Below are 24,426 nucleotides of genomic sequence, written 5' to 3'. Positions count from 1 at the left end.
TTGAGACAAATTCATAACTTTCACCACGATCATGAGGCTGGCTCATATGCATATCGAATTCCGGCATCTTCGGACCATCAAGGCAATCCATGACACGGGTGGTCTGGCGCGTGCGGCTGATCAGCTGAACATCACGCAAAGTGCGCTAAGCCATCAGATCAAAGGGATCGAGGATCAGGCCGGCGTTGAATTATTCGTGCGCCGATCTAAACCGCTGAAACTCTCGGCCGCCGGAATGCGGATGCTTGCCGCGGCTGAATCGATCTTGCCACAGGTCGCTGCACTTGAGGCGGAATTCTCGGGTTTGATCAAAGGTAGCTCTGGTCGCCTGCACATCGCAATCGAATGCCATGCCTGTTTTGAATGGTTGTTCCCCGTGTTGGAACAATTCCGCAAGGCATGGCCTGAGGTCGATGTCGATATTCGTCCGGGCCTTGCGTTTGATGCCTTGCCTGCGCTGAGAAAAGAAGAGGTGGATTTGGTTGTGTCCTCTGATCCAGAGGAACTGCCTGACACTGATTTTACGCCGCTTTTCGACTATGAACCCGTTTTTGTAGCGTCGTCTTCACATCCGCTCGCACAGAAAGAAGTGATCGAGGCCGAGGATTTTCGGGGTGAAACACTGATCACCTATCCTGTTGACCGTGCGCGGCTTGATATCTTTTCTCAGCTTTTGACACCGGCCAAGGTTGAACCGGGGGCAGTGCGGCAGGTTGAACTGACTGCTGTGATCTTATTGTTGGTCGCCTCGAACCGTGGCGTTGCAGTGTTGCCGGATTGGGTTGTTAGCCAAGTACGTTATAACTCTGACTACGTGACCCGACCGTTAACCAGGGACGGTATTACCCGTCGTCTTTATGCCGCGACCCGGTCCGAGGATACGTCCCGCCCATTCATGGCGCATCTGATCCGACTAGCGAAACAAGAGGCCGTGAAATTGCAACGAAATTGACGGGGTATTCATGATCCGCGTAGCGTCATCTGACAGGGTTTCCCGAAAAGCAGGTTTACCCCTTGTTACGCACGCGCGTTGGGCCTATACGCCGCGCTTGATCCCGAACCCGGAGAAGATGTGATGGCTGGCAGCGCAAACCTGAACGTGATGATGAAAACCGCCCGTAAAGCAGGGCGTGCATTGCTGAAAGACTTTGGCGAAGTCGAGCAATTGCAAGTAAGCGCGAAAGGTCCCGGCGACTTTGTTAGCCGTGCGGACCGTACCGCCGAAGAAACAATCCGTGAAGAATTGCTGCACGCGCGCCCATCCTATGGGTTCTTGGGCGAAGAAGGCAAAGAAATCGAAGGCGCTGATCCAACCCGTCGCTGGATCGTTGATCCGCTGGATGGCACAACCAACTTTTTGCACGGTCTGCCACATTGGGCTGTTTCCATCGCGCTAGAACACAAGGGCCAGATCGTTGCTGGTGTTGTCTATGATCCTGCTAAGGACGAAATGTTCTATGCGGAAAAAGGTGGTGGTGCTTGGTTGAACGAAGGCCGTTTGCGCGTTTCCGGACGTCACCGCATGATCGAAAGCATCTTTGCGACTGGTCTGCCATTTGCTGGCCGCTCTGATCTGCCAGAAACACTGCAAGACCTTGCGCGTATCTTGCCCGCTTGTGCCGGTGTCCGCCGTTTCGGCGCTGCTGCGCTTGATCTGGCTTATGTTGCTGCAGGTCGTTACGACGGCTTCTGGGAGCGGAACCTGAAAATCTGGGATATGGCAGCTGGCCTGATCATCGTTCGCGAAGCAGGCGGTATGGTTGAACCTATTCGTCCCGACGGTGATATCTTGGCCGATGGCGCTGTTATCTGTTCGAATGAACCGATCTTTGAGAACTTTTCAAAGGTTGTTCGCAAGGCTAACGCCTAACAGTCGGAATATTACTGCGACCGTAGTGGGTTTCCGGATGATCCGGGTGCCCATCCGTGCGTTGCCAAAACCCTGTGCCGCCTAGCGTCAACCACATTGGCAACATCAACACAAAGCCTGCGACAAAGCCGCCCGCGTGCGCCCAATGGGCCACGCCGCCCGTTCCGGCCATCGCGTTGAAACCGTTGAATAGCTGCGCCGCAAACCAAAACCCTAGTGTGATCCACGCGGGTATTGGAAAAATGCGGAAGAATACGATGAAGAATACAAACACATCGACCCGCGCCTTGGGGAATAGCAACAGATAGCCCCCCATAACGCCCGCAATCGCCCCTGATGCCCCGACCATCGGGATCATAGAGGATGGCTCTGACGCGAACTGCGCCAAACCAGCAGCGATCCCGCATAGCAGATAAAAGACCAAGAACGGCACATGGCCCAGTTTGTCTTCTAGGTTGTCGCCATAAATCCATAAAAACAGCATGTTCCCGGCGAGGTGCATGAACCCACTGTGCAAGAACATAGAGCTAAGCGCGGTCACATAGCCTTCTCCTGCAGAAATTCGCGCCGGGACCAATCCGTAGTGAAAGAAAATCTCGGCAATCGCGCGTTCTGATTGTGCGGCATAGCTGCCCAAGAAAATCAGTACGTTCAATATGATCAGCGCAATCGTGACATAAGGCACGCGTTCAGACGGGTTGTGGTCGCGGAATGGAAATATCATACCGCGACCGTGATTTATGTCCGCGCCGTGGTCAAGCGGTAGCTTGATCCGCGACTTGGGCCAGCAGTGCGGCGTTGCCACCTGCCGCTGTCGTATCAATACAAACGTGCCGTTCATGCATTGCGTGGGCTACGTCAGGCATGCCAGTGATCAACGCAACGATTGGGCCTTGGCGTTTGCTAAGGGCCGTTTCGATCGCGCGCCCTGTTTCGGCGTCGCCCCACCACAACACGCCTGCTAAGGGCGCTAGTGTCGTCAGATGGTTCGGGGCTAGCGTACCTTCGCTGCTGATCCCAATACCACCAAGCGCCTCGATTGCGCGAACCTGTGTCGCTGCAGCCTCTGGGCCCGGACCCATGCAAAGAATCGGACCACGTGGGCGGACGCTATGACGGTTGGATTCGCCTGTTGGTCCGGGCAAATCGGTTGGTGTTTGTGCTGTAACTGACTTTGTTGCGTTTAAACGTGTGCTTATGGCGGCTAGGTCACTGTCAGCCGTCCATTCAGACGTGGCGCTTTGCACAGGGTTTGCAGTAAAGCGCGGCAGATAGTGCGGACCGCCTGCCTTGGGTCCAGTCCCAGACAGACCTTCGCCGCCAAAAGGTTGGCTGCCTACGACGGCACCAATCTGGTCGCGGTTTACGTAAATATTCCCGGCTTCAACCCGTTCAACGATGGTCTGTACGCGGTCATCAATCCGGGTGTGCAGACCAAAGGTCAGCCCGTAGCCAGTGCCATTAATCGTGTCGATCACATTGTTGATTTCATCCGCCTTAAACGTTGCTACGTGCAACACAGGGCCAAATATTTCACGGTCCATATCCGTGATGCTGTTCACCCGAATGGCCGTGGGCGCGATGAAATGCCCGCCATTTTCTGGCGCTTTGATTCGGTGAATAATGCGACCGTCTGACTGTGCTTGGGTAATGTGATCCGCGATTATCTTATGCGCGGGCGCATCAATCACGGGGCCAAGATCGGTTGATAGCAACCACGGATCACCAACGACCAGTTCGTCCATCGCACCCTTCAGCATTTTCAACAGCGGCTCTGCGATGTCCTCTTGAACATACAGGCAACGCAGGGCCGAACACCGCTGACCAGCGGACCGGAACGCGCCGTTCACGATGTCACGCACTGCATGTTCGGGCAGGGCAGTACTATCAACGATCATTGCGTTTAAGCCGCCGGTTTCCGCAATCAGCGGTGTTCCCGGCGCGCAGTTGGCCGCCATGGCTTCGCGGATCTTTAACGCAGTGGCAGTAGAGCCTGTGAATGCCACCCCGTTTATTCGCGCATCAGAGGTAAGCGCTGCCCCAACGTTCCCGCCTCCCGGAAGCAATTGTAATGCGTCGACTGGCACGCCGGCCGCATGCAGCATTTCAACGGCACGGGTTGCGATCAGAGGTGTTTGCTCGGCCGGTTTGGCCAATATAGCGTTGCCAGCGGCCAGCGCAGCGGCAATTTGCCCGGTAAAGATAGCCAGTGGAAAGTTCCAAGGGCTGATGCATGTCCAGACGCCACGGGCCTCTGTGTCGTCGCTAGCTTGGGTCGCGTAATAGCGCAGGAAATCCACTGCCTCGCGCAGTTCAGCCACGACATCTGGCAAGCCCTTTCCCGCTTCGCGTGCCAGAATCGCGAACAGTTCATTTGCATTGGTTTCATAAGCGTTGGCGGCAGCGTTCAACGCAACAGCACGTGTGGCTGCATCTGCGCCCCACGGTTTCGCGTATCCAATCGCCGCAGTGATATCGGCAGGGCCAGCTACCTGAACTAGGCCGACGATATCTTTTGCACGTGCCGGGTTTGTGACGGGTGTCTTCGGTTCCATCGGTTGACCCGCTGCGATAATGGGATGCCCTTGAAACTGTGTTTCCATAAACGGCGCACGCCCGGTTTCTATAGCTGACAGCGTGGGGGCATGGGTTAAATCCCATCCGCGAGAGTTAACGCGTTCTGGCAGGAAGATATTTGGCCCTTTGGGCAGGTCGACACCATGACCGATTGCTTCAAACGGGCAGGCGGCCACGATTTCTGGGGCAACGTCTTCGTCGACGATTTGGTTCACAAAACTAGAGTTCGCACCGTTCTCCAACAGACGCCGAACAAGATAGGCGAGCAGATCTTCGTGCGCGCCGACGGGGGCATAAATGCGGCAATGCGTCTTTTCCGCGTTCAGCACAAGTGTGTGCAGGGTTTCACCCATGCCATGAAGGCGCTGGAATTCATATGTTGCGGGTGTCAGCCCCATCGTCGATGCGATGTCGAGAACAGCAGCAACTGTGTGTGCGTTATGTGTCGCGAACTGCGGGTAAATCCGGTCAGTCATCCCCAGCAGCTTGCGGGCGTTGCTGATGTAGCTGATGTCAGTGTGCTGTTTAGCCGTGAATACGGGGAATCCGTCGATGCCTTCGACTTGGGCACGTTTGATTTCAGCGTCCCAATATGCGCCCTTCACCAAGCGGACCATGATTTTGCGATCCAGCTTTGTTGCCAATGCGTGCAGGTAGTCGATCACCAGCGGGGCGCGTTGGCCGTAGGCCTGCACGACGACACCGAAACCATCCCACCCAGATAGCGCAGGCTCTGACAAAACAGCGGCGATCACATCAAGTGACAAGGAAAGGCGGTCAGCCTCCTCTGCGTCGATGTTAAAACCCATGCCAGCAGATTTCGCCAGCATGGCCAATGCACGCACACGCGGGACCAATTCGGTCATGACGCGCGCCTCTTGGGCGACCTCGTACCGCGGGTGCAGCGCGGATAGTTTGACCGAGATGCCTGGGTTTTCGGCAACCGTTTCATGTGTGCAATGTTCAGCAATCGCGCTGATCGCACGCGAATAAGACAGATGATAGGCGCGTGCATCGGCCTCTGTCCGGGCGGCTTCGCCCAGCATGTCATAGCTATAGGTAAATCCCTTTGCTTGCATGCCAGCAGCACGTTTCATCGCCTTGCCGATATCTTCGCCCAAGACGAACTGGCGGCCCATTTCACGCATCGCACGGGCGACAGCGGTACGAATGACGGGTTCACCCAATCGCTTTACTGCGCTGCGCAGGTGGCGGGTGATACCGGGCTTTTCATCGTCCAACACGCGCCCCGTTAGCATCAATGCCCAGGTCGATGCGTTGACCAGCGACGACGCCGAATGCCCAAGGTGCTTGCCCCAGTCCGACGGCGCAATTTTATCTTCGATCAACGCATCGATGGTTTCTGCGTCCGGAACGCGCAGCAGGGCCTCTGCGAGACACATCAACGCGATGCCTTCGTCGGTCGAAAGGCCATATTCAGCAAGGAATACTTCCATTAGTCCGGGTTCTGCGCTACCGCGTATTTGGCGTACAAGGTCTGCGGCGCGGCTGCTAATCCGCGCACGATCTGCGTCGGTTAGATCTGCTGTCTGCGTCAGCGCCGTCACAGCCTGCATCTCGTTGCAGTACATTGCGGCATCGATTTCTTTGCGCATGTCGATTTGATCACTGTGCATGGGTGGAGTCCTTGTTATTTTTTCCTACTATATGCCATTGTGTGCAGTCCTTTTGGTTGATAATTATCGGATTGTTAGTCGTTTCCACCAAAGAGGGTGATATAAATGGTCGATTTGAGTTCTGATCTGGACGGTTTTGATCGCAAGATTCTAGATGTACTGGCCGTCGAGGGTCGTGTGAGCGTGACAGAGCTGGCGCGTCGTATTGGTCTTTCGAAATCACCAACACAGGCCCGTCTAAAGCGATTGGAAGAAAACGGTGTTATTCGCGGGTATCGCGCCTTATTCGACCCCATTCGTTTGGGGCGTGATCATGTCGCTTTTGTTGAAGTAAAGCTCACAGACACCCGAGAGGCGGCGCTAGCGGCATTCAATGCCGCTGTGATGCGCGTGCCAGAGGTGGAACAGTGCCACCTTATTGCAGGTGCTTTTGATTATTTACTAAAAGTACGAACAGCAGGTATGATTGGTTATCGTGCTGTATTAGCTGATAAAATTTCGACTTTGCCGCATGTGGCGAACACATCAACCTATGTTGCGATGCAAGCAGTTAAAGAAGAAGGCCTTTCACCGCTTGCTCCTCAGGGCGCGTCGGCTTAGGAATAGCACCGTGCCCGCGTGGTGGAATGGTAGACACATGAGACTTAAAATCTCCCGGCTGTAAGGCCGTGCCGGTTCGAGTCCGGCCGCGGGCACCACTTTGAATTGAAATTTGTATGTTTTATGGTGTTTGATCCGAAAACCATTACACAAACGCTACACCGAATTGACTAGCGGACATGAGATTTACAATCGAATTGCAGCATTTGAAGCTGGCTAAGAGCGGCAATGCCAAGTACCGGAGACGAGTCACATCGCCCGCTATGAAGGCTTGATTGGTCGTAGCGCGGTGGGATGAGGGCGGTTTTCGCATCTTGACGTGATTGATGACTTCAGCCGCGAATGTCTGGCCGCCGTGGCTGATACGTCTCTGTTTGGTGTATGTGTGGCCCGCAACCTGATCGCAGCGTGGCGTATCGACTTCAACCACCACGGCCACACACAAGCCTCGCTGGACTGACGTCGGCGGAATATGCTAGCCCGTCAAAAGAGGACTAAAACTTGAACAGAACTCACCTAAATTAGCGGACTCAAAGTGGAGTGATCACAAAGCATCAACCACAATCTGTCAACGCTTTGCGCGTGGTGCTATGTGCTGGCTCGCATGCCGCTTAGCATCCGGTTTTGCAGAATACGACCTTCACAGTTTTTAGGATGAGCAAGATGTCTGTCACAAACGAGAGTTTGCTGGCATATTCGTTGTCGTAGCGGACGCGATCCACGAATTTTGAGGCGCCTCGACCTTCGACTTGCCATAGACCAGTTACGCCCGGACGCAGACTATAGTAGTGAGAGCCGCCGGCATCGCGATAAAGTTGATTTTGTGATGACATGAATGGGCGAGGTCCCACAATGCTCATGTCGCCAAGCAACACATTGAAGATCTGTGGTAGCTCGTCGATACTGGTTTCCCTTAGAAAACGGCCCAACTTTGAAATGCGTGGATCATTCGTTAGTTTTTGAAAGGTGTGCCATTCATACGCCACCTTGTCATCGGTCGCACACAAATGTTTCAGCCGTTGTTCTGCATCCACGTGCATAGTCCGTAATTTGAAGCACTGAAAACTTACGCCATCACGGCCAATGCGGTCTTGAGTGAAGAAGCCCGGACCACCGTCACGTTTAACAAGGCACCAAGCAGCCAGTATGATCGGCGTTACGACGGGGAGCAAGAGAAGGCATATTAGGACATCAAGTGAGCGTTTGAGGTGCTTATTGTAGAGTCCGTTTTTCTTATCGTGGCTGCCGTCATCTAAGCTGTTCAGCCAATGGGGCGTATTGGCAGGATTCAAATTGGAGAAGCGGGTTGGCCCAAGATCGGCGTTCGTGGCTGCAGCTGATAGTACCAATTGAGCTGTTGAGCGACTTTCAGTGCAATCAGTGATTGTGTTGATGCCCTTGGCCTGATTTCCGCGGCGTGAGGTCAGCGCATATCGCAGCGCTTTCGATGCGATAAACGGCTCCGTTAGGAAATTAAGTAACTTTTTTCTGGTTACCTTGAATGCGCCTGTGCGCGTGCGCGACGTATCGACAGTTTGGATATTTTCGCTGAAATCCACTATTTTATAGATCTTCATTTTTTCCCCCACGAGGATACATGTATATGAGTTTGTGAAATTAAATTGGTATTGGTTGAAAGCTTTGATGCGCGAAATTTGCGATCAATTAATATATTGATAACTCAATTTTAGTAATTTGATAGTATTTGATTTAATTTTTTAAAAAATAGACGTGTGGAGGCGCTATTTTTGGGGTTTGTCTGAATTTTGTTTTTGTATTTTCAGCGTGGTGAAGGCTTAGATGATTTTTTTATTGTCGGTTTAGCAAGGTTTCCACCCAAGACACTAAATCAGCTCTCTTAAGCGATAAGTTTTTGATTCTTAAACGTTCATTTGAACGGATTCCAGCAGATTACCTGTGTTGGAAACTAAAATTGTTATCGTGCGTTATTGGTGAATCCCTTAGTACACCCTGTGGTTGCTTAAATTGTGATCATTTGACGAATTTTCAAAAATTTAATGAGCGTCCGGGTCACTTGTGATTCTCTTTTCACTGCGAAGGACACGTGGGTCGGCCTCAGTTGCGTGGTGGATTGGGATAATTCCTGATGGCCGAATGCGAAAAACCGTATCGCAACGTCTATCCGCACCTGTCAAAAAGGATAGTCGACCATACGGCTAGCGGCAGGTCTACCCAGACGCGTTCGTTAAATTTGTCTGCAATTACTGCAAGATAAGCTCACGTTCGAAACCAGTTCAAAACTTCTTTGTGTTGCTCTGTTGGCTGACATCGTCAGTCGGCCCGGATGATTTGTGCTGTCGGACTTTGGTTTAATCGAAGGATCGTCTCAATATGTCTTATCTTGCAGTATTCCGCGTGGTTTGTGTTTCTTTGGCTCTTGTTTTTGGCGTTTCTGCCTCAGCCAACCAGACATCAAGAGTTATTAACAATGATGGCGGTGGCAACGTGAATGAGTATCTTGTTGATTTGAGCGTCGCGATCCTATCGGGTGAAAAGATCCAAATTGACGGATGGTGCGCATCTGCTTGCACTTTGTACCTTGCTTCAACAGAGACATGTGTCACTGCTAACGCGGTTCTTGGTTTCCACGCCCCTAGAGGCGGGAGCGCGGCCGAAAACCAGCAAGCTGCTCAGGTTATTGGTGCACGTTTGCCTGCTGCGTTGAGAAATTGGTATTTCACGTATGCTGCTGAACTGGACGGGAACAAATTTGTCACCCTGACCGGATCTCAAGTTGTTCAAATGGGTGCTGCGAATTACTGTGTGTAAAGGTTTTAAGTCAAAAATTACTTTTGCGTGTGTTGCCCCTTGCCTGAAGTGATGGCGGGGGCATTGTCCAACAGTTGATTTTATCTATAGGTCAACCCAGTGCGTTGTTCGAGTGATGCGAGTATCCATCTGAATTTCCTACAAGAAGGGCGTGCCTGTGTATGCAAAGAGGCATTTCATTTGATTGAAATTTTTTTGTTGAGAATTTGTCTTTATAAATAATTATCTTAGTTTTATAAGCGTTTAGATAGTGCGGCGTCTAGGTGCCCGAAATTTTAAATTAATTGGCTTGCTCAGGCGTTATGAGTTTGCCGTCGCTGTATTTATTTTGTGAACGGAACATCATGTTTCTTGTGCTGTGTCAGGTGTACGACCAATTTGGGGTTGGGAATTGAAAATATATCGTCGTGCCTTGATTTTTCTGGCCGCGCTGTCGGTGTGTTTCTCGGCATACGCGATCGGTCCGGAAATTAAGACCATGACGAGAGATCGCGATGAAGTCAGGGTTTTCCTTTCGGCTATTAACTCCTCTCCTCAGTTTGAGAACTCATTTTCGTATGTAAGCCGTGTTCGTCAAATGACGCTTTGTGATGACTTAATGTCGTCTGTTTCGGGGGCGTTGATGGGGCAGGCTGTGCTTGAAAGTGTTGCTCAGGGTTGTATTGATCATGCGCGCCGGGTGCTCATGTCTTCACCAACGATGTCGCTTGCGCATCTTGTGTATGCCCATGCGGCGTTTATCAACGGCAACACAGAACAGGCAATTACGGCATTGCAAATGTCACAAGCCACGGCCCCTTCTGAGGGGGGGCAGGCGACGCGACGCATGCGTCTGGCTTTTAAGATAGGACCCGAGCAATTGGGCGCACCCGCAATTTCTGATGCGCGTCTCATGGTCCAAGACCAAATTTATAGAACCTATCTTGCTACCTACTTTGTGGCCGATCCAGAGAAGCAAGATTGGGTGGTTGATGCGGTTTCTGACGTCAGCGGTCGCGACTTGCGCGCATTTTACAATCTCATCAGGGCTAAATCTTTGGGGGATTCGTCGTCATGATAGATTTTACGCGGGTTACGCCATCAAGTGCGGAAACTTTAAAGAAAACGCGGACGTCGCGGGCCGCCTCACTCTTCGATTTCGAGGTTGTTGAAGTGGTTGAGCACCGCTGGCAAGAATCTCCAAAGGCCGCGTCGCGGCTAAATGACCGCGTGGCGGTTTGTATTGCGATATTTTTATTTCTCATTCCGGTTCCTTATGGGGCAAACCGACCGCTGGCGTGGCTCGCGGCGATCGGAGTGGTCGGTCTTTTGACATTTGTATATTTTGTGATGTTGCAGCGTCTGGATCCGAACCGCCCAGTTCAATTTCGGAACTATAGGTGGGTTCTTGTGCCAGGTCTTATGGCGCTAGTGTGGGCCACGATTCAGTTGATTCCGATAGGGGCGCCGCCAATTGCCCCGCTTCCAGAAGGCGTTTCGCCTTCAACGATATCACTTGATTCTTCGGCAACGATTCTTGGGATACTAAGGATGCTATCCTATGCTTTCTTATTCATTCTGATTTCAGAGGTCTGCACAAACCGATTCCGAACCGAAAAATTGTTAAAGTGGATTTTTTGGGGAATTTTTGCACATGCCGTGTGGGCGCTTCTTTCGTTGAGCGTGCTCGATGATAGCCTGCTCTTGCAAGAGAAGACTAACTATCACGGTTTTGCGACAGGCACATTTGTTAACAGAAATTCATTTGCGACCTTTATGGGGATGGGGTTTGTGATTGGCGCTGCGCTGTTGGTGTTCGAAATACGATCGCCCGCACGCCGTATGCCGAACCAGAAACATAAGGTGAAAGGTTTTACGACAGACGCTGCATATGTATCAATTTTGATGTTTGTAATCTTTGCGGCACTGCTAGAGACAGCGTCGCGACTGGGTTTGATATCGACGCTAGCTGGCACTTGGTTCACAATTGTCGTGCTGCTCATACGGACGGGCGTTTCGAAGTTTAAAATTTTCAGCGTCTCGTTTGCGCTTGGTCTTGTCACGTTGATTGGGTTGATCAGCCTGCTGGGGCAGGCGATGTTGCAGCGCTTTGTTTATTTGCAAGTGGATTTAGGTGAGCGCCTAGAGCTTTATAGACAGACATGGAAAATGATTGAAACGCGGTGGTTTGCGGGCTTTGGTTTAGATACTTACGCTGTCGCGTTTGAAGCTTTTCATCGTCCCGAACTTTCTACATCGTTAATTTGGGACAAACCCCACAATACTTATCTGACGCTCTGGTCTGAATTGGGGCTCGTCGCGGGGTCGTTGCCAATGATCTCTGTTGGCATTGCATTTATGATGGTACTACTTTCGATCCGTGATCGACAAGAAAGCTTTTTTCCGGCGTCTGCCGCGGTCGGTGTAATCGTGGTTGGCGCGGTCCATTCGCTTGGCGATTTCAGTCTAGAGATAGCGGCGAATACCTATGTCTTTGTTGCTATTGTCGCCCTGGGATTGGCGCGCCGCAGCTTGGCGAGGGAACTGTAGTATGTTTTTCCGTCGCCCCCCGCCCCAGCTTCGGCGTATTTTGAAGTTGTCAGACATGCCTGCGGCACTCTACGCAATCGGCGACATACATGGTTGTTTGGATCTATACGACGAACTTGAGGCTCAGATCGTCGAAGATAGCCAGCCGATTGCGGGACCTAAATTGATCGTTTGTTTAGGGGATGTCATTGATCGGGGGCCGAATTCGTCCGGGGTTGTAGAGCGGCTTCTTGGGCCTGCTCCCGCAATGTTTGAACGTGTGGTGCTTCGTGGAAATCACGAGGATATGATGGCTCAATTCCTTATGACCCCAGAGCGTTACCTTGATTGGGTCGACTTTGGGGGGGAGGAAACACTGGCTTCATATGGGGTACGTCCGAATTCTGACCTTGGATTTAAGGCTGAGATTAAATCCTTGCGACGGAAGCTCGATTTGGGAATTCCCGAAGAGCACCAAGATTTTTTGATGGGCTTACCAATTGCACTGGAAGTCGGGATGTTGCGCTTTGCTCACGCGGGCTATGACCTCTCGAAACCTGCCTCAAAGCAGTCGCCGGAACGCTTGATGTGGGGGCCTGCTCATCAGAGGGGTACGTATAGGGGGAAGGCAGTACTCGTTCATGGTCATGTCGCTGTTGACGATGTCGAAATATCTAACAGCCACGTCAATCTAGATATTGGCGCTTTTCAATCTGGCAGGCTTGCTGCGATGCGTTTCGTTGCCGGATCTGATGAACGGAAATTACTTGTTGCAAAGAAATTACGCCCGAAACGATCAACGATAAATTCAAAGGAAGACTAAATGACGCGAGATAATCAGGAATTTATCGACTTGAGGGATGTTGTTGCCGTCTTGCGCAGGCGGAATAGACTTATTGGGCTCACGCTTTTTGTTTTTTTGACGGTGGCCTTCGTCTACTTGACTGCGGCGACCCCGCTTTACACGGCCCGGGCTCTTATTCGGATAGATCCGCAAGAGACGAACCTACTAGATCCGAGTGATACGGGCGTTAGCAATGCTTCGGTCGAGGCGACACGACTGGAAACTGAAGTGGAGATTTTAAAGTCTTCAAACATCGGTCTTCAGACGATTACTTCTCTGGATTTGGAACAGAGCGAAGAGTTCGGACCGTCGGTGTCGCTGGCGGATCAATTTAAGGTTACGTTCGGGTTTGATCTTCCTGCGCCGCCTTCTGGTAGTGACTTGACCAATTTAACCCTGAGCAAATTTAATGATGCACTGTCCGTCCGCCGTCTAGGGCTAACTTATATCGTTTCAGTCGAAGCAACCACGCCAGATCCGACGCTTTCGGCAAGCATCGCAAACACGCATGCCGCTATGTATATTCAGGATCAGGTAACAGGTCGAAGTGAGGCGTCAATCGCTTCGCGCGATGTGCTACAGTCACAACTGCAGAGCGCACGAGGAAACCTTGAGCAGAGCAATGATACTTTGCGAAATTACATCGAAACAAATGTTATTCGTTTAGCTGATGAAGCGGGAAATCGCGAGTTAGCGTCCATTGGCCGGCGATTGCAAAATATTACGCAGCAACTAAGCGATTTCGAAGATGCGGTCGTGATTGCGCAAAGTGCTCGGGATAGCGGTGACTGGGAGACACTTGCCGCGCAGGTTGGCGACGACGCGCTCTCCAACCTTGAACGTCAGCGCGTTCAATTGCAGCAACGATTACAGGCATCCCAAGTTGGCAGTGACGAAGCATTTGATCTTTCACTTGGCCTTGCTGCACTTGAAGGACAGATTCAGGAACGTGGGGAGCAAGTTTTCGAGAGATTGGAGACGCAGATGCTGAATACTCATGATAGCCGGATTGCGTTGCTTGACGAAGTGCAATCTACGGTACTGCAGAGCGAATTATCGGCGTCTACGCTTGCTGACATATATAGCTTGCAGCAAGAGGCGGGAATTGCGCAACGACAATACGATCAACTTTTAAGTCGAATAAGGGATCTGGAAACACAGTCTGTGTTACAGGTGGCCAACAGTCGCGTCGTATCCGATGCGATGGTGCCAAGCAGTCCCGCTTTGCCCAATAGAAAAGTGGTGTTTGCTTTGGCCCTCGTGGCGGGGGTGACGTTTGGTATTGGCTTTGCATTCCTGAAAGAGCTTTATTTTGGGGGCATTACGTCCGCTAGCCAATTGCAAAATATTATTCCGACACAAGTTGGTGGGATAATTCCCAAGGTGAACTCTAGCAACGTCAAAGAGGTTCTGGCTGACAGAATTGTCAATGACCCGATGTCGCCTTTCGCGGAGTCGTTTCGCAAGCTCCGCGCAAGTATTGATGAGGAAATCGGGGAAAAAAAAGGGGGGAGGGTCATTATGGTGACCTCGGCGATTCCAGCAGAAGGTAAGTCTACGACAGCGCTATCTCTTGCGCGGGTTTACGCCGCAGCTGGTAAGTTGACGTTACTTGTTGACGCTGACCTTCGAAATCCGAGCGTGCACAGTTTTCTGGGCGTAGAGCCTGAATCCGGGCTGCTTGAATATTTGATAGAACATTCCGGGCGATCGCAAAAAGGAGAGCGCGTCACGGGCGAATTGCTGGGTGGGCATAGCGAAGTAGAGCAGTTTTATGTCGTGGATCCGCTTACGGATGGGGGCGTCATTTTAGGGCGTAAAAAGGCGCACACTCCTACCGATGCACCACTTCAGTCAGATGTCTTTGTCGAGCTAATAAACGGCGCGCGAAGTAGTTTTGATGTGATTATAATAGACACCGCGCCCTTGGTGCCGGTTGTGGATACGCGATATGTTACGCCACATGTGGACGCCGCCGTTCTTTGTGTTCGTTTCGGAGAAGCAAGCCAGTCTGAAGTTCGTAGCGCATTTGAACAACTGGTGAAAGCTGGCCGCGGAAATGTGAAACTCGTTACAGCCTTGAGTTGTTTTGAAGGGCGCACGCGCAGTTACGGGTATGATGGCTACTATCGGAGTTAGGGAAGCGTCTGTGACTATCGGTGTTGGACCATTTTAAAGCTGATACAGCGTCGCTTATGTATTTGAATCTGATTGTTAATATCGAAGGAGGTTTCTGTTTTTAGATTAATACTCTTCGTTTTTGATAATTGTATTTAATTATTTTACACTTGGTGGTATTATCCTTCGTAATTGCTTTTGGGATGTGAATGTATTTGCAGTATCGCAATTTGCTGCGTTTTAAAAAGGGCTTGGTCATGAAAAAATTTATTACTGCTACGGCACTGTCAACCGTGATTGCTTTCAGTGCGCAAGCGCAGGAATTCGATATCAACGCTGTTCTGTCTGAACTTAGTGCCAGTTGCGCGGCTGCACCTGAAGATTGTGCTGCACTCACTACGACCGCTATGCAGGCGATCCGTGCATCTGGGTTACCAGCTGAGGTTATGAACCAACATATTGGTGCTGTGGTATCTACTGTTGTTGCGGTTTCTCGTACGGTGCCGCCTGCAGCGCGCGCTCAGCTTGCTGCGGCTGTCGCTGTCGCGAGTGACCCGAGCGTTGGCTTCGTGGGAAGCTCTGCCCAGATTCAGCAGCAGGTTGCCGCAGTTCAAACTTTGGCAACGTCGCTTTCTGGTGGTGGTGAGGTGTCGGACGTAATCGTTTCTCAATTTGGTAGTACAAGCTGATCACCCGAGCCGCGAATTTATTACGAGATGGGCTCGATGCAATGGAGAGAGCCCGTCTCGTTAGATCATGAGTTGAGAGGCATCTGTATTACTGGTGTCTAGGTTTGTGTTTCTTAAGTTCGATAGCTTCGCTTAAATAGAGGCAACCGTTGAATTTGTACTGCTAAAATGAATGATGCAAAAATCCAATGGCAAGCCGCCGTGTATTTTTGCTGTGATTTAAGACTGCAGCTTTTGGACTTTACTGACCCAATTTTGCGTGGACTTCGTCGAGGTCAATTTCGCCGATGGGCATTTTATTCGCAGGATTTTCAAAGTCATATTTAAATATGCGAAAATCCTTTTTGTACATCTCATATATCAGATGCATCGACAGATCGTCGAAATAGTCTTCGACCGGGTGCAAGCGTTTCGGGCCGTGGCCTTCGCTTTCATTGAAGCGTGGAATCGTTTTTAGGTCGATGGTGTGGGGCGTTTCGATGCCGTCTAAGACTTGCTGCATCCCCTCGTTGAACTTTTCAGTCCAAAAAATATTATCATAACGGCCACCGTTCACGATGTAAGTCGAGATGTGACCTGACATGGCAGACCAGTGAATGTCGGGCTCCATCGGACGACGCCAGCGGATGCTGTCACGCGCAAATAGCAAAAAGCGGCGAAAGCTTTTGATCTGATCGAATTCAAACCCTGTGTCGGGGCTGCCTACTTCGATTCCGTACTTTTGGGTTAGCAGAGGAACAAGGTTCCCGCGGTAGTATTTTCCATTTCGCTGGATGCCGCATATTTTGTCAAAAAATGACGATAGGATACGGGTGTATGGATTGCGCACACAAGTGAAAGCATAGCTTTTGTGTTGAGCAACGTTATCTGAAATGGGGCCTTGGCTATCGTCAAGCGCCCACTTGTGCATGCCTGACTTGGCGTCGTGGATGTCCCCATCAAAGAACGCACCATGATCCGAGTAATACATGATTTGGCCAATGGTTGAACATGCGCATTTCGGGACCACGCGGTAAACGACGCTTTCGCTCGTGGTCATCCAGGTTCCGGGAAAGCTGGGCAATGGGGATCTCCTTTTGCGAAACGTCGCGGTCATTTTCTCTTTAAGAGCAAAGAAACACTGTTTATTCAATGACTGTTCACGCTAATAAGCTTTAAACTGTCATTCTGATTGCAGAGGTTACCTACAACACATGGCTAGAATCGCCTTTATCCTTCTATGCCACAAGAACCCGAGCGCGATCGTGCAGCAGGCGGAACAGTTGACCGCGGCAGGTGATTTTATAGCAATTCATTTCGATGCATCCGCCGACGCCCAAGACTATACGACCATCACAGAGGCGCTATCGGGTAATCCGAACGTGACCTTTGCCAAGCGGCGCGTCAAATGCGGATGGGGCGAGTGGAGCCTTGTTCAAGCGACGCTTTGCGCGATCGAAGCCGCGGTGGATGCGTTCCCCCGCGCGAGCCATTTTTACATGGTCTCTGGTGACTGCATGCCGATAAAATCGGCAACTTATGCGCATCAGTTTCTTGATGACCATGACTGCGATTTTATTGAAAGCTATGACTTCTTTGATAGTAATTGGATCAAGACGGGGTTTCGTGAAGAACGATTGATTTACCGCCATTTCTTTAATGAAAGGACCCAAAAGTGGCGGTTCTATACGTCTTTGGGGCTTCAACAAAAGTTCGGAATGACGCGCAAGATACCATCAGACATCCAAGTTATGATTGGTAGCCAATGGTGGTGTTTACGTCGTCGCACAATCGAAGCACTGCTTGAATTCGTCCAACACCGAAAGGATGTCATGCGGTTTTTTCGCACCACCTGGATCCCTGACGAGACGTTTTTTCAAACCCTCGTACGCCATTTGGTGCCTGGGAGCGAAATTGAAAATCGGACGCTAACGTTTTTGATGTTCACCGATTACGGGATGCCGGTGACGTTCTATAACGATCACTACGATCTGTTGCTTGGTCAAGACGGACTGTTCGCACGTAAAATTAGCGCCGAAGCACAGGATCTTCGCGATGATCTGGGTGCGATGTACGTGAGTGAAAGAACCGACTTTGTGATTTCGGATGAAGGGCGCAATTTGTTCGGGTTTTTGACGGGGCGTGGGCGCATCGGACGCCGTTTTGCACCACGTTTTTGGGAAAGCGAAACAACGCTGGGGCGCAGCCGCGAGCTACTTATCATTGCATGTAAAAAATGGCATGTCGCCAAGCGTCTCGTCGCTGGTATCCATCGTCATACGGATATTCCGACGGTCGAGTATCTTTTTAACGAAGAAGACACGCCATTGCCTGATTTAGGGGGAATCGAAGCGAGCCTTGCAAAGCGTGGCCGACATCGGCGCGCGTTCTTGCGTATGCTTTTCGATCATTATCAAAGTGACCGGCTCGTCATTTGCCTTGATACGGCTGATCTTGAATTGATGCGCGATTTCTTTGCTGATCGCGCGACGGTTCGGTTACTTGAAATTGAGTGTATCTTTGATGATGCATACCTCACTGGACATGCCAAACGCGTAGGGCTGGTTGGCGCCGATGCCGGCGAAGCGACGATTGCACGGCTACTTCCTACGATTCGTAACGATATTGCCCACGAGCGCGACAGTATGAGAGACGCTTCCTTTTCTGGGGCTCTCAGGATACGTGAAAACGCGAGTACTGATGAAAACGCTGCTGCGATTGCTCGCTTTCTAAGCATCAATGCTGATTTAGCGCGTGATTTGGCTGAAACCCCTTACCTTTTTGTCGATTGAGGATACCTATGGAACACGCATACGACGACCAGAATATTTTCGCTAAAATCCTGCGCGGCGAAATTCCGAACAAAACCGTTTTCGAGAACGATCATGCGTTGGCGTTTCACGATATCCAGCCACAGGCTCCGGTGCACGTCTTAGTGATCCCAAAAGGCCCCTATATGAGCCTTGATCATTTCGCGCGTGATGCTTCACCCGAAGAACAAGCCGGATTTTTTGGTGCTATCGCAGCTGTCTGCGACCTTGTTGGGGTTGAGCAGGGCTTTCGCGGGATATCGAACACGCGGGTTCATGGTGTGCAAGAGGTCCCGCATTACCACATGCATATCATCGGTGGTAAGCAACTTGGTCGCATGTTGGCTGATTGACGAAAGCGCGATCAAATTTAGCTAAATTTGATCTGTGCCCGCATTACTTTGCTGATGTGAGTGATAAAAATACATCCTCAAGGTCGGCCTGTTGCGTTTTCACGTCTTTGATCGTGATGCCCGCATTGCGGACAATATTCAGCACGTCATCTGCAGGGGTTGTTGTGCTTTGATAGGTGAAGGTTAGCGCCCCATTGTCGAGCTTTTGCCCCGTGATCGTGTTGGGGAGGTCAGGTAAATCCGCTGGCGTGTCTGGGGTTATGACCAGTGTTTTACTGTCGAGCTGTCCCAGTAGGTTTGCGGTACTGTCACGTACGATGACTTCGCCGTGGTTAATGATAGCGATATCGTCGCACATGGCCTCTGCTTCTTCGAGGTAATGTGTCGTTAGGATGATCGTCATCCCTTCGTCATTGAGTTTGCGCACGTTCTGCCAGAGCATATTGCGCAGTTCGATATCGACGCCCGCTGTGGGTTCGTCCAGCACCAAGATTTGCGGTGAATGCACCAAGGCTTTGCCCAACAATAACCGGCGTCGCATCCCACCCGATAGCGACCGCGCATAGGCGTCGGCTTTATCGGTAAGGCCGATTAGTTCAAGAATCTCTGCGGTTTTGCGTTGGGCTTTGGGAACCCCATAAAGCCCAGCCTGCACGTCAAGCGATCCGGCGGGGGTGAAAAACGGGTCAAGGTGTGGTTCTTGCGGCATAATACCGATAGATGCGCGTGACTGGCGTGGATTGGTGTCTTGGTCGAATCCCCAGATTTTGACAGCGCCTTCGGTTTTTACCACAAGACCAGCTAAGATATTGATTAGTGTTGATTTCCCCGCGCCGTTCGGCCCCAACAGCCCAAAGATGGACCCGCGGGGGATGTTCAGGTTGATGCCTTTCAACGCGTCCTTGGCGGGGCTGCGCCCTGTGGCAGCATAGGTTTTCTTAAGCCCGGAAATTTCTATTGCGTTGTCGGTCATGGTGGTCTTTCCCCTGCGCGTCGGCTGCGGTATATCAGCACTGATCTAAGGCGGGCAGCGCCCCGCGGCAAGCTAACAGGTGATATCATGACCACGCCCGCCCCAGAGACTCGCATTGTAAACGACTGGCGCGTTGCCTGTGACGGCGGGGAAGGCGGATTGGGCCACCCGCGTGTCTGGCTTCAGATCCCGCACGAGGTTGGTTTCGTCGAATGCCCTTATTGCGATGCAAAGCTGGTGCATGCGGATTTTGAGGGCAAAATCTAGCTCATTGGGATCGCGCCAGCGTCGCAAGGTAACATCGCAACGCGGTGGCCGGTGTCTCCGCGTAAAAAGGCGAGAACATTATTCCCAGACCAGATTCTAATTGCTCGACCATCAGAGGTAATTCCTTGGCCGACAGCGGTTCCCGTGTATGGGTCTTGATATGTGTAGAATACTTTGCCTGTCATGCCATCTTCGCAAGTTACATCAGCCTGACCTAACCCAAAGGCATTGCGTGACATCCATGTTCCTTCGCAAGACGTGCCGTCACTGATGGTACCCGTAAATGTTCCTGTGCCTCGGCCAAATGCGCGCCCGTTAAACCATCGCCCATCTGTACCGATACAGGCGACGACGCGATTACAGTTTTCGTTATCTTCAGTGAGCGCGCAACTTGTACCTGATTGTGCGTTGGCGGGTAGGGCAAAGCAGATGGCGACTGGAACGATCAGGCGGAACATGGCAAAACCTTTTACAAATACGAATAGGGAATGAATGACATGGCGCAGCAATTTGGAAAAGGGTGTCACTTACACCTGATCGACGGATCGGCGTTTATCTTCCGAGCGTATCACGCGCTACCGCCGCTGACGCGTAAATCAGATGGATTACCTGTTGGTGCTGTCAGCGGTTTTGTGAACATGTTGCAGCGCTATATCGAAGGCAACACAGGCGCTGATGCCGCGACTCATGTTGCCGTTATTTTTGATAAAGGTAGCCACACGTTTCGCAATGACTTGTATGACCAATACAAGGCCAATCGCGAGGCCATGCCAGAGGATCTGCGCCCGCAGATGCCGCTGACCCGTGACGCAACGCGTGCGTTTAATATCGCCTGCGAAGAGATCGAAGGATTTGAGGCCGACGATATCATTGCGACCCTCGCGCATCAGGCCCGCGATGCGGGTGGGCGTGTGACAATCGTTTCATCTGACAAAGATCTGATGCAATTGGTCGGCGGCGGGGTCGAGATGCTGGACCCGATGAAGAACAAGCGCATCGATAACGATGGTGTGCGCGAGAAATTTGGGGTTGGTCCTGAACGCGTGGTCGATGTGCAGGCGCTTGCTGGTGATTCTGTTGATAACGTGCCGGGCGCGCCGGGAATTGGGATCAAGACTGCTGCGTTGCTGATCAACGAATATGGCGATCTGGAAAGCCTATTGGACCGCGCAACCGAGATTAAGCAGCCCAAACGCCGCCAAACGCTGATCGATAACCGTGCGCAGATCGAATTGTCTAAGAAATTGGTTCAGCTTGATTGTGATATGGAATTGCCGTTCGATTTGGACAGCCTCGAAGTACGCGACCCTGATCCGGAAACGCTGCTAGGGTTTCTTGCGCAGATGGAATTCCGTACTATCGTTAAACGTGTCGCAGATAAGCTTGGGGCAGAGGCTCCGGTGATCGAAGCCGCAGCGCCCCAAACTGCCGAAGTTGCAGCGCCAGAGGCGGTCCCGTTTGACGCAGATAATTACGAATGCGTATCAGACGAGGCCGCTTTGCAGGTCTGGATCGATCGCATCCGCGAACGTGGTTATGTCGCTGTTGATACTGAAACCACTGGTCTGAACGAAATGGTCGTTGATCTGGTTGGTATCTCACTATGCGTTGAGCCGGGTCAGGCCTGCTATATTCCATTGGCGCACAAGGCCACTGCATCAGACGATCTGTTCGGCTCTGACGATGTTGCCGAAGGGCAGATGGATTTTGAACGCTGTCTGGCGTTGTTGAAACCTGTTCTAGAGGATGTGTCGATCATCAAGATCGGCCAGAACATGAAATACGATTCCAAGATTTTCGCGCGTCTTGGTATCGCTGTTGCCCCGATTGATGACACGATGCTGATGTCCTACGCGATGAACGCAGGTGTTCATAATCACGGCATGGATGTGCTTTCTGATCGGTATCTGGGACACACGCCGATTCCGATTAAGCCGCTGTTGGGTACGGGTAAATCTGCGATCACATTTGACCGCGTGCCGGTTGCTGATGCCGTGAAATACGCGGCGGAAGATGCCGACATTACGCTGCGCCTCTGGCAGCAGTTTAAACCACAGCTGCACGCAAAACGCGTCACCACCGTCTATGAAACGCTTGAACGCCCGTTGGTGCCTGTGCTGGCGCAAATGGAAATGCATGGCGTCAAAGTTGATCGCGATACGCTGTCGCGGATGTCCAACGCCTTTGCGCAAAAGATGGCCGGGCTAGAGCACGACATTTATGAAATGGCCGGACGCAAGTTCAACGTCGGATCACCCAAACAATTGGGTGAGATCATGTTCGACGAAATGGGTCTGGAAATGCCTGACGGCAAAAAACCATCTAAGGGAAAGACTGGCGCGTATTCCACGGGCGCTGACGTGCTTGAAGATTTGGCGACGATTCATGACCTTCCGCGTCGCTTGCTGGATTGGCGGCAGCTATCAAAATTGAAGTCGACCTATACAGATGCGCTGCAAGAACACATCAACCCTGATACGGGCCGCGTGCACACATCCTATTTGATTACGGGTGCGAATACGGGGCGTCTGGCATCGAAAGACCCTAACCTGCAAAACATTCCTGTCCGTTCAGAAGAAGGCCGGCGTATCCGCGAGGCATTCGTCGCTGAGCCGGGCAAGGTGTTGGTCAGTCTCGACTATAGTCAGATTGAGTTGCGTATTCTGGCCCATGTCGCTGGTATTGATGCACTAAAGCAGGCGTTCAGCGACGGCATTGATATTCACGCAATGACTGCTTCTGAAATGTTTGATGTACCGTTGGATGAAATGACACCCGACATCCGGCGTCAGGCCAAAGCGATTAACTTTGGAGTGATCTATGGGATTTCGGGCTTTGGTCTTGCCCGTAACCTGCGCATTCCACGCAGCGAAGCGCAGGGGTTTATCGACCGCTATTTTGAACGTTTTCCAGGTATTCGCAAATATATGGATGACACCGTCGCATTCGCCAAAGATCACAACTATGTCCAAACGCTGTTCGGGCGTAAAATCAATACGCCTGAAATCAATGCAAAAGGCCCGCATGCAGGCTTTGCTAAGCGTGCCGCGATCAATGCGCCAATTCAAGGGACAGCCGCAGACGTGATCCGACGCGCAATGATCCGTATGCCACAAGCCATTGCCGACCTGCCAGCAAAGATGCTGTTGCAGGTGCACGACGAACTGATCTTTGAAGTGGATGAAGCCAGTACCGATGCACTGATCGACACCGCCCGCGATATCATGGAAAACGCAAGCGAGCCGGCTGTGAAGCTTGATGTGAAATTGTCGGTGGACGCAGGGCAGGGCGCAAACTGGGCCGAAGCACATTAGTATGGAACGAAGCGCCTAGTTATCTGTTGAATCTCTGAACGGCGGCGCATGACGTGCCGCCACGAGTTTAGGAGAACCAATATGGATAATCCACGCGACGAATTTTGGGACCGGATCGAAGACGTGAACGATGGCATGCTGAACATTGGCTCAGGGTCGTTTACACCGATGTCGCCACAAGTACGTGACGATGCAAATGACGGAAAAATTTGGTTCATCACGGCAGCTGGAACGAGCTTTGCAAATGCGACCCAGACGGGCCCGGTTGCAAGCAACTTGATCGTCGCAGATCGTTCTGCTGCGATCTATGCCGACATTGCTGGTACGCTCGAATTATCACATGATCGGGAAGTGCTGGACGAGGTCTGGAGCGTAATGGCCTCGGCATGGTTCGAAGAGGGTAAGCAGGATGCAGATGTGCGGTTGCTTTGCTTCACGCCGACGCAGGCTGAAGTATCGCTCGTCGAAGAAAGTTCAGTTCGTCTTTTCTATGAAATGGCCAAAGCGGCGATCACTGGCGATAAACCGGATGCAGGCTGGCAGGGAACGATCACATTCTAAACGTATATGGGGGGCGCTTAGCCCCCCATATCACATCAGTTCACGGATTTTGCATCAACAAGGTTGGCATCTTTTTTACCAGCTGCGGTGATCGCAACACGGCGGGGCTTTAGCGCCTCTGGAACTTCGCGGACCAGGTCAATGTGAAGCATACCGTTTTCATGGCTGGCACCGGTCACGCGCACGTGGTCGGCAAGATGGAACCGGCGTTCAAACGCGCGGGTCGCGATGCCGCGATGCAGGTATTTGCGTTCGGTTTCATCCTCGGCTTTGCGAGCGGTCACATGAAGCGAACGATCCTTAACTTCGATGGCAAGGTCGTCGTCTGAGAATCCGGCAACAGCGATGGAAATACGCCAGCCGTCATCAGCAGTCTTTTCAATGTTGTAAGGGGGGTAACTGTTCTGGCCGACGTCACTGGCAAGAGCGCGATCCATCAGATCGGCAATTTGGTCAAAGCCAACGGTGGCTCGGTACAGGGGGGCTAAGTCAAAACTACGCATTTTAGGTCATCCTTTATCAAGCGATAACAATTG

The 24,426-nt window shown here is 51.6% G+C and carries 21 protein-coding genes, 1 tRNA gene and 1 pseudogene; 16 read left to right on the top strand and 7 right to left on the bottom strand.

Annotation, left to right across the window (positions count from 1 at the left end; genetic code table 11):
• Positions 1-46: 46 nt before the first annotated feature.
• Positions 47-952 (top strand): LysR substrate-binding domain-containing protein, encoded by a 906-nt coding sequence (locus tag CYQ09_RS08305; protein ID WP_106744941.1) that lies wholly within the window; start codon positions 47-49, stop codon positions 950-952.
• Between the two features lie 123 nt (positions 953-1,075).
• Positions 1,076-1,870: an inositol monophosphatase family protein gene (locus tag CYQ09_RS08300; RefSeq protein ID WP_106356913.1), complete on the top strand. Its 795-nt coding sequence runs from the start codon at positions 1,076-1,078 to the stop codon at positions 1,868-1,870.
• Here CYQ09_RS08300 and CYQ09_RS08295 read toward each other — a convergent pair.
• Both CYQ09_RS08295 and putA read right to left on the bottom strand, forming a co-directional pair.
• The gene (locus CYQ09_RS08295) at positions 1,860-2,591 is read right to left on the bottom strand and encodes a rhomboid family intramembrane serine protease (RefSeq protein ID WP_106745462.1); all 732 of its coding nucleotides are present in this window, start codon (positions 2,589-2,591) and stop codon (positions 1,860-1,862) included. The two genes, CYQ09_RS08300 and CYQ09_RS08295, sit on opposite strands and share 11 nt — an antisense overlap.
• A 34-nt stretch (positions 2,592-2,625) precedes the next feature.
• Positions 2,626-6,084: a bifunctional proline dehydrogenase/L-glutamate gamma-semialdehyde dehydrogenase PutA gene (gene putA / locus CYQ09_RS08290; RefSeq protein WP_106744940.1), complete on the bottom strand. Its 3,459-nt coding sequence runs from the start codon at positions 6,082-6,084 to the stop codon at positions 2,626-2,628.
• A gap of 105 nt (positions 6,085-6,189) precedes the next feature.
• On the opposite strand from putA, the gene CYQ09_RS08285 reads away from it, so the two are divergent.
• The 3 genes and pseudogenes from CYQ09_RS08285 to CYQ09_RS08275 all read left to right on the top strand — a co-directional run.
• Complete coding sequence (locus CYQ09_RS08285; protein ID WP_106744939.1) at positions 6,190-6,684, top strand: Lrp/AsnC family transcriptional regulator; 495 nt, start codon at positions 6,190-6,192, stop codon at positions 6,682-6,684.
• Between the two features lie 12 nt (positions 6,685-6,696).
• Positions 6,697-6,782: transfer RNA gene (locus CYQ09_RS08280), tRNA-Leu, on the top strand.
• A 203-nt stretch (positions 6,783-6,985) separates the two neighbouring features.
• Positions 6,986-7,182: pseudogene (locus tag CYQ09_RS08275) on the top strand (integrase core domain-containing protein); the annotation flags it as partial.
• 113 nt (positions 7,183-7,295) lie between these two features.
• Here CYQ09_RS08275 and CYQ09_RS08270 read toward each other — a convergent pair.
• Positions 7,296-8,261: a sugar transferase gene (locus CYQ09_RS08270; RefSeq protein WP_106745461.1), complete on the bottom strand. Its 966-nt coding sequence runs from the start codon at positions 8,259-8,261 to the stop codon at positions 7,296-7,298.
• 775 nt (positions 8,262-9,036) lie between these two features.
• On the opposite strand from CYQ09_RS08270, the gene CYQ09_RS08265 reads away from it, so the two are divergent.
• From CYQ09_RS08265 to CYQ09_RS08240, 6 genes are all read left to right on the top strand, one after another.
• A complete protein-coding gene (locus CYQ09_RS08265) occupies positions 9,037-9,474 on the top strand; it encodes a hypothetical protein (RefSeq protein ID WP_106744938.1) in 438 nt (145 codons plus the stop codon).
• A gap of 412 nt (positions 9,475-9,886) precedes the next feature.
• Entirely contained in the window at positions 9,887-10,531 is a 645-nt protein-coding gene (locus CYQ09_RS08260; protein WP_162617605.1) for a hypothetical protein, read from the top strand.
• Between the two features lie 626 nt (positions 10,532-11,157).
• Positions 11,158-12,003: an O-antigen ligase family protein gene (locus tag CYQ09_RS18290; RefSeq protein ID WP_162617604.1), complete on the top strand. Its 846-nt coding sequence runs from the start codon at positions 11,158-11,160 to the stop codon at positions 12,001-12,003.
• A 1-nt stretch (position 12,004) separates the two neighbouring features.
• Entirely contained in the window at positions 12,005-12,805 is an 801-nt protein-coding gene (locus tag CYQ09_RS08250; RefSeq protein WP_162617603.1) for a metallophosphoesterase, read from the top strand.
• Positions 12,806-14,965, top strand: coding sequence for a Wzz/FepE/Etk N-terminal domain-containing protein (locus tag CYQ09_RS08245; protein WP_106744934.1), 2,160 nt, complete (start codon positions 12,806-12,808; stop codon positions 14,963-14,965).
• Between the two features lie 236 nt (positions 14,966-15,201).
• A complete protein-coding gene (locus tag CYQ09_RS08240) occupies positions 15,202-15,633 on the top strand; it encodes a hypothetical protein (RefSeq protein ID WP_162617602.1) in 432 nt (143 codons plus the stop codon).
• A 241-nt stretch (positions 15,634-15,874) separates the two neighbouring features.
• On the opposite strand, the gene CYQ09_RS08235 is transcribed toward CYQ09_RS08240, so the two are convergent.
• Positions 15,875-16,729 (bottom strand): sulfotransferase family protein, encoded by an 855-nt coding sequence (locus CYQ09_RS08235; protein ID WP_106744932.1) that lies wholly within the window; start codon positions 16,727-16,729, stop codon positions 15,875-15,877.
• Between the two features lie 97 nt (positions 16,730-16,826).
• Here CYQ09_RS08235 and CYQ09_RS08230 point away from each other — a divergent pair, with 97 nt between their 5' ends.
• Together CYQ09_RS08230 and CYQ09_RS08225 are read left to right on the top strand one after the other, a co-directional pair.
• On the top strand, positions 16,827-18,404 hold the full coding sequence (locus tag CYQ09_RS08230) for a DUF5928 domain-containing protein (RefSeq protein ID WP_106744931.1): 1,578 nt from the start codon (positions 16,827-16,829) through the stop codon (positions 18,402-18,404).
• Between the two features lie 8 nt (positions 18,405-18,412).
• Positions 18,413-18,775, top strand: a complete 363-nt coding sequence (locus CYQ09_RS08225; protein WP_106744930.1) for an HIT domain-containing protein — start codon at positions 18,413-18,415, stop codon at positions 18,773-18,775.
• A 43-nt stretch (positions 18,776-18,818) separates the two neighbouring features.
• Here the strand turns inward: CYQ09_RS08225 and CYQ09_RS08220 are convergent, their stop codons facing one another.
• Positions 18,819-19,748, bottom strand: coding sequence for an ABC transporter ATP-binding protein (locus CYQ09_RS08220; protein WP_106744929.1), 930 nt, complete (start codon positions 19,746-19,748; stop codon positions 18,819-18,821).
• Positions 19,749-19,835: 87 nt separating this feature from the next.
• Between CYQ09_RS08220 and CYQ09_RS08215 the strand changes: the two genes are divergently transcribed.
• Positions 19,836-20,015 (top strand): zinc-finger domain-containing protein, encoded by a 180-nt coding sequence (locus tag CYQ09_RS08215; RefSeq protein ID WP_106744928.1) that lies wholly within the window; start codon positions 19,836-19,838, stop codon positions 20,013-20,015.
• On the opposite strand, the gene CYQ09_RS08210 is transcribed toward CYQ09_RS08215, so the two are convergent.
• Positions 20,012-20,473 carry a hypothetical protein gene (locus tag CYQ09_RS08210; protein ID WP_106744927.1) on the bottom strand — a complete coding sequence of 154 codons (462 nt, stop codon included), beginning with the start codon at positions 20,471-20,473 and terminating at the stop codon, positions 20,012-20,014. The two genes, CYQ09_RS08215 and CYQ09_RS08210, sit on opposite strands and share 4 nt — an antisense overlap.
• A gap of 39 nt (positions 20,474-20,512) precedes the next feature.
• On the opposite strand from CYQ09_RS08210, the gene polA reads away from it, so the two are divergent.
• Positions 20,513-23,329 carry a DNA polymerase I gene (gene polA / locus CYQ09_RS08205; RefSeq protein ID WP_106745460.1) on the top strand — a complete coding sequence of 939 codons (2,817 nt, stop codon included), beginning with the start codon at positions 20,513-20,515 and terminating at the stop codon, positions 23,327-23,329.
• Positions 23,330-23,410: 81 nt separating this feature from the next.
• On the top strand, positions 23,411-23,890 hold the full coding sequence (locus tag CYQ09_RS08200; protein ID WP_106744926.1) for a pyridoxamine 5'-phosphate oxidase family protein: 480 nt from the start codon (positions 23,411-23,413) through the stop codon (positions 23,888-23,890).
• 35 nt (positions 23,891-23,925) lie between these two features.
• Here the strand turns inward: CYQ09_RS08200 and CYQ09_RS08195 are convergent, their stop codons facing one another.
• Entirely contained in the window at positions 23,926-24,393 is a 468-nt protein-coding gene (locus CYQ09_RS08195) for an Hsp20 family protein (protein WP_106356244.1), read from the bottom strand.
• Between the last annotated feature and the right edge of the window lie 33 nt (positions 24,394-24,426).

This window comes from Yoonia maritima (genome assembly GCF_002933395.1).
GTDB lineage: Bacteria > Pseudomonadota > Alphaproteobacteria > Rhodobacterales > Rhodobacteraceae > Yoonia > Yoonia maritima_A.
This window is presented reverse-complemented; position numbering and strand designations above follow the sequence as displayed.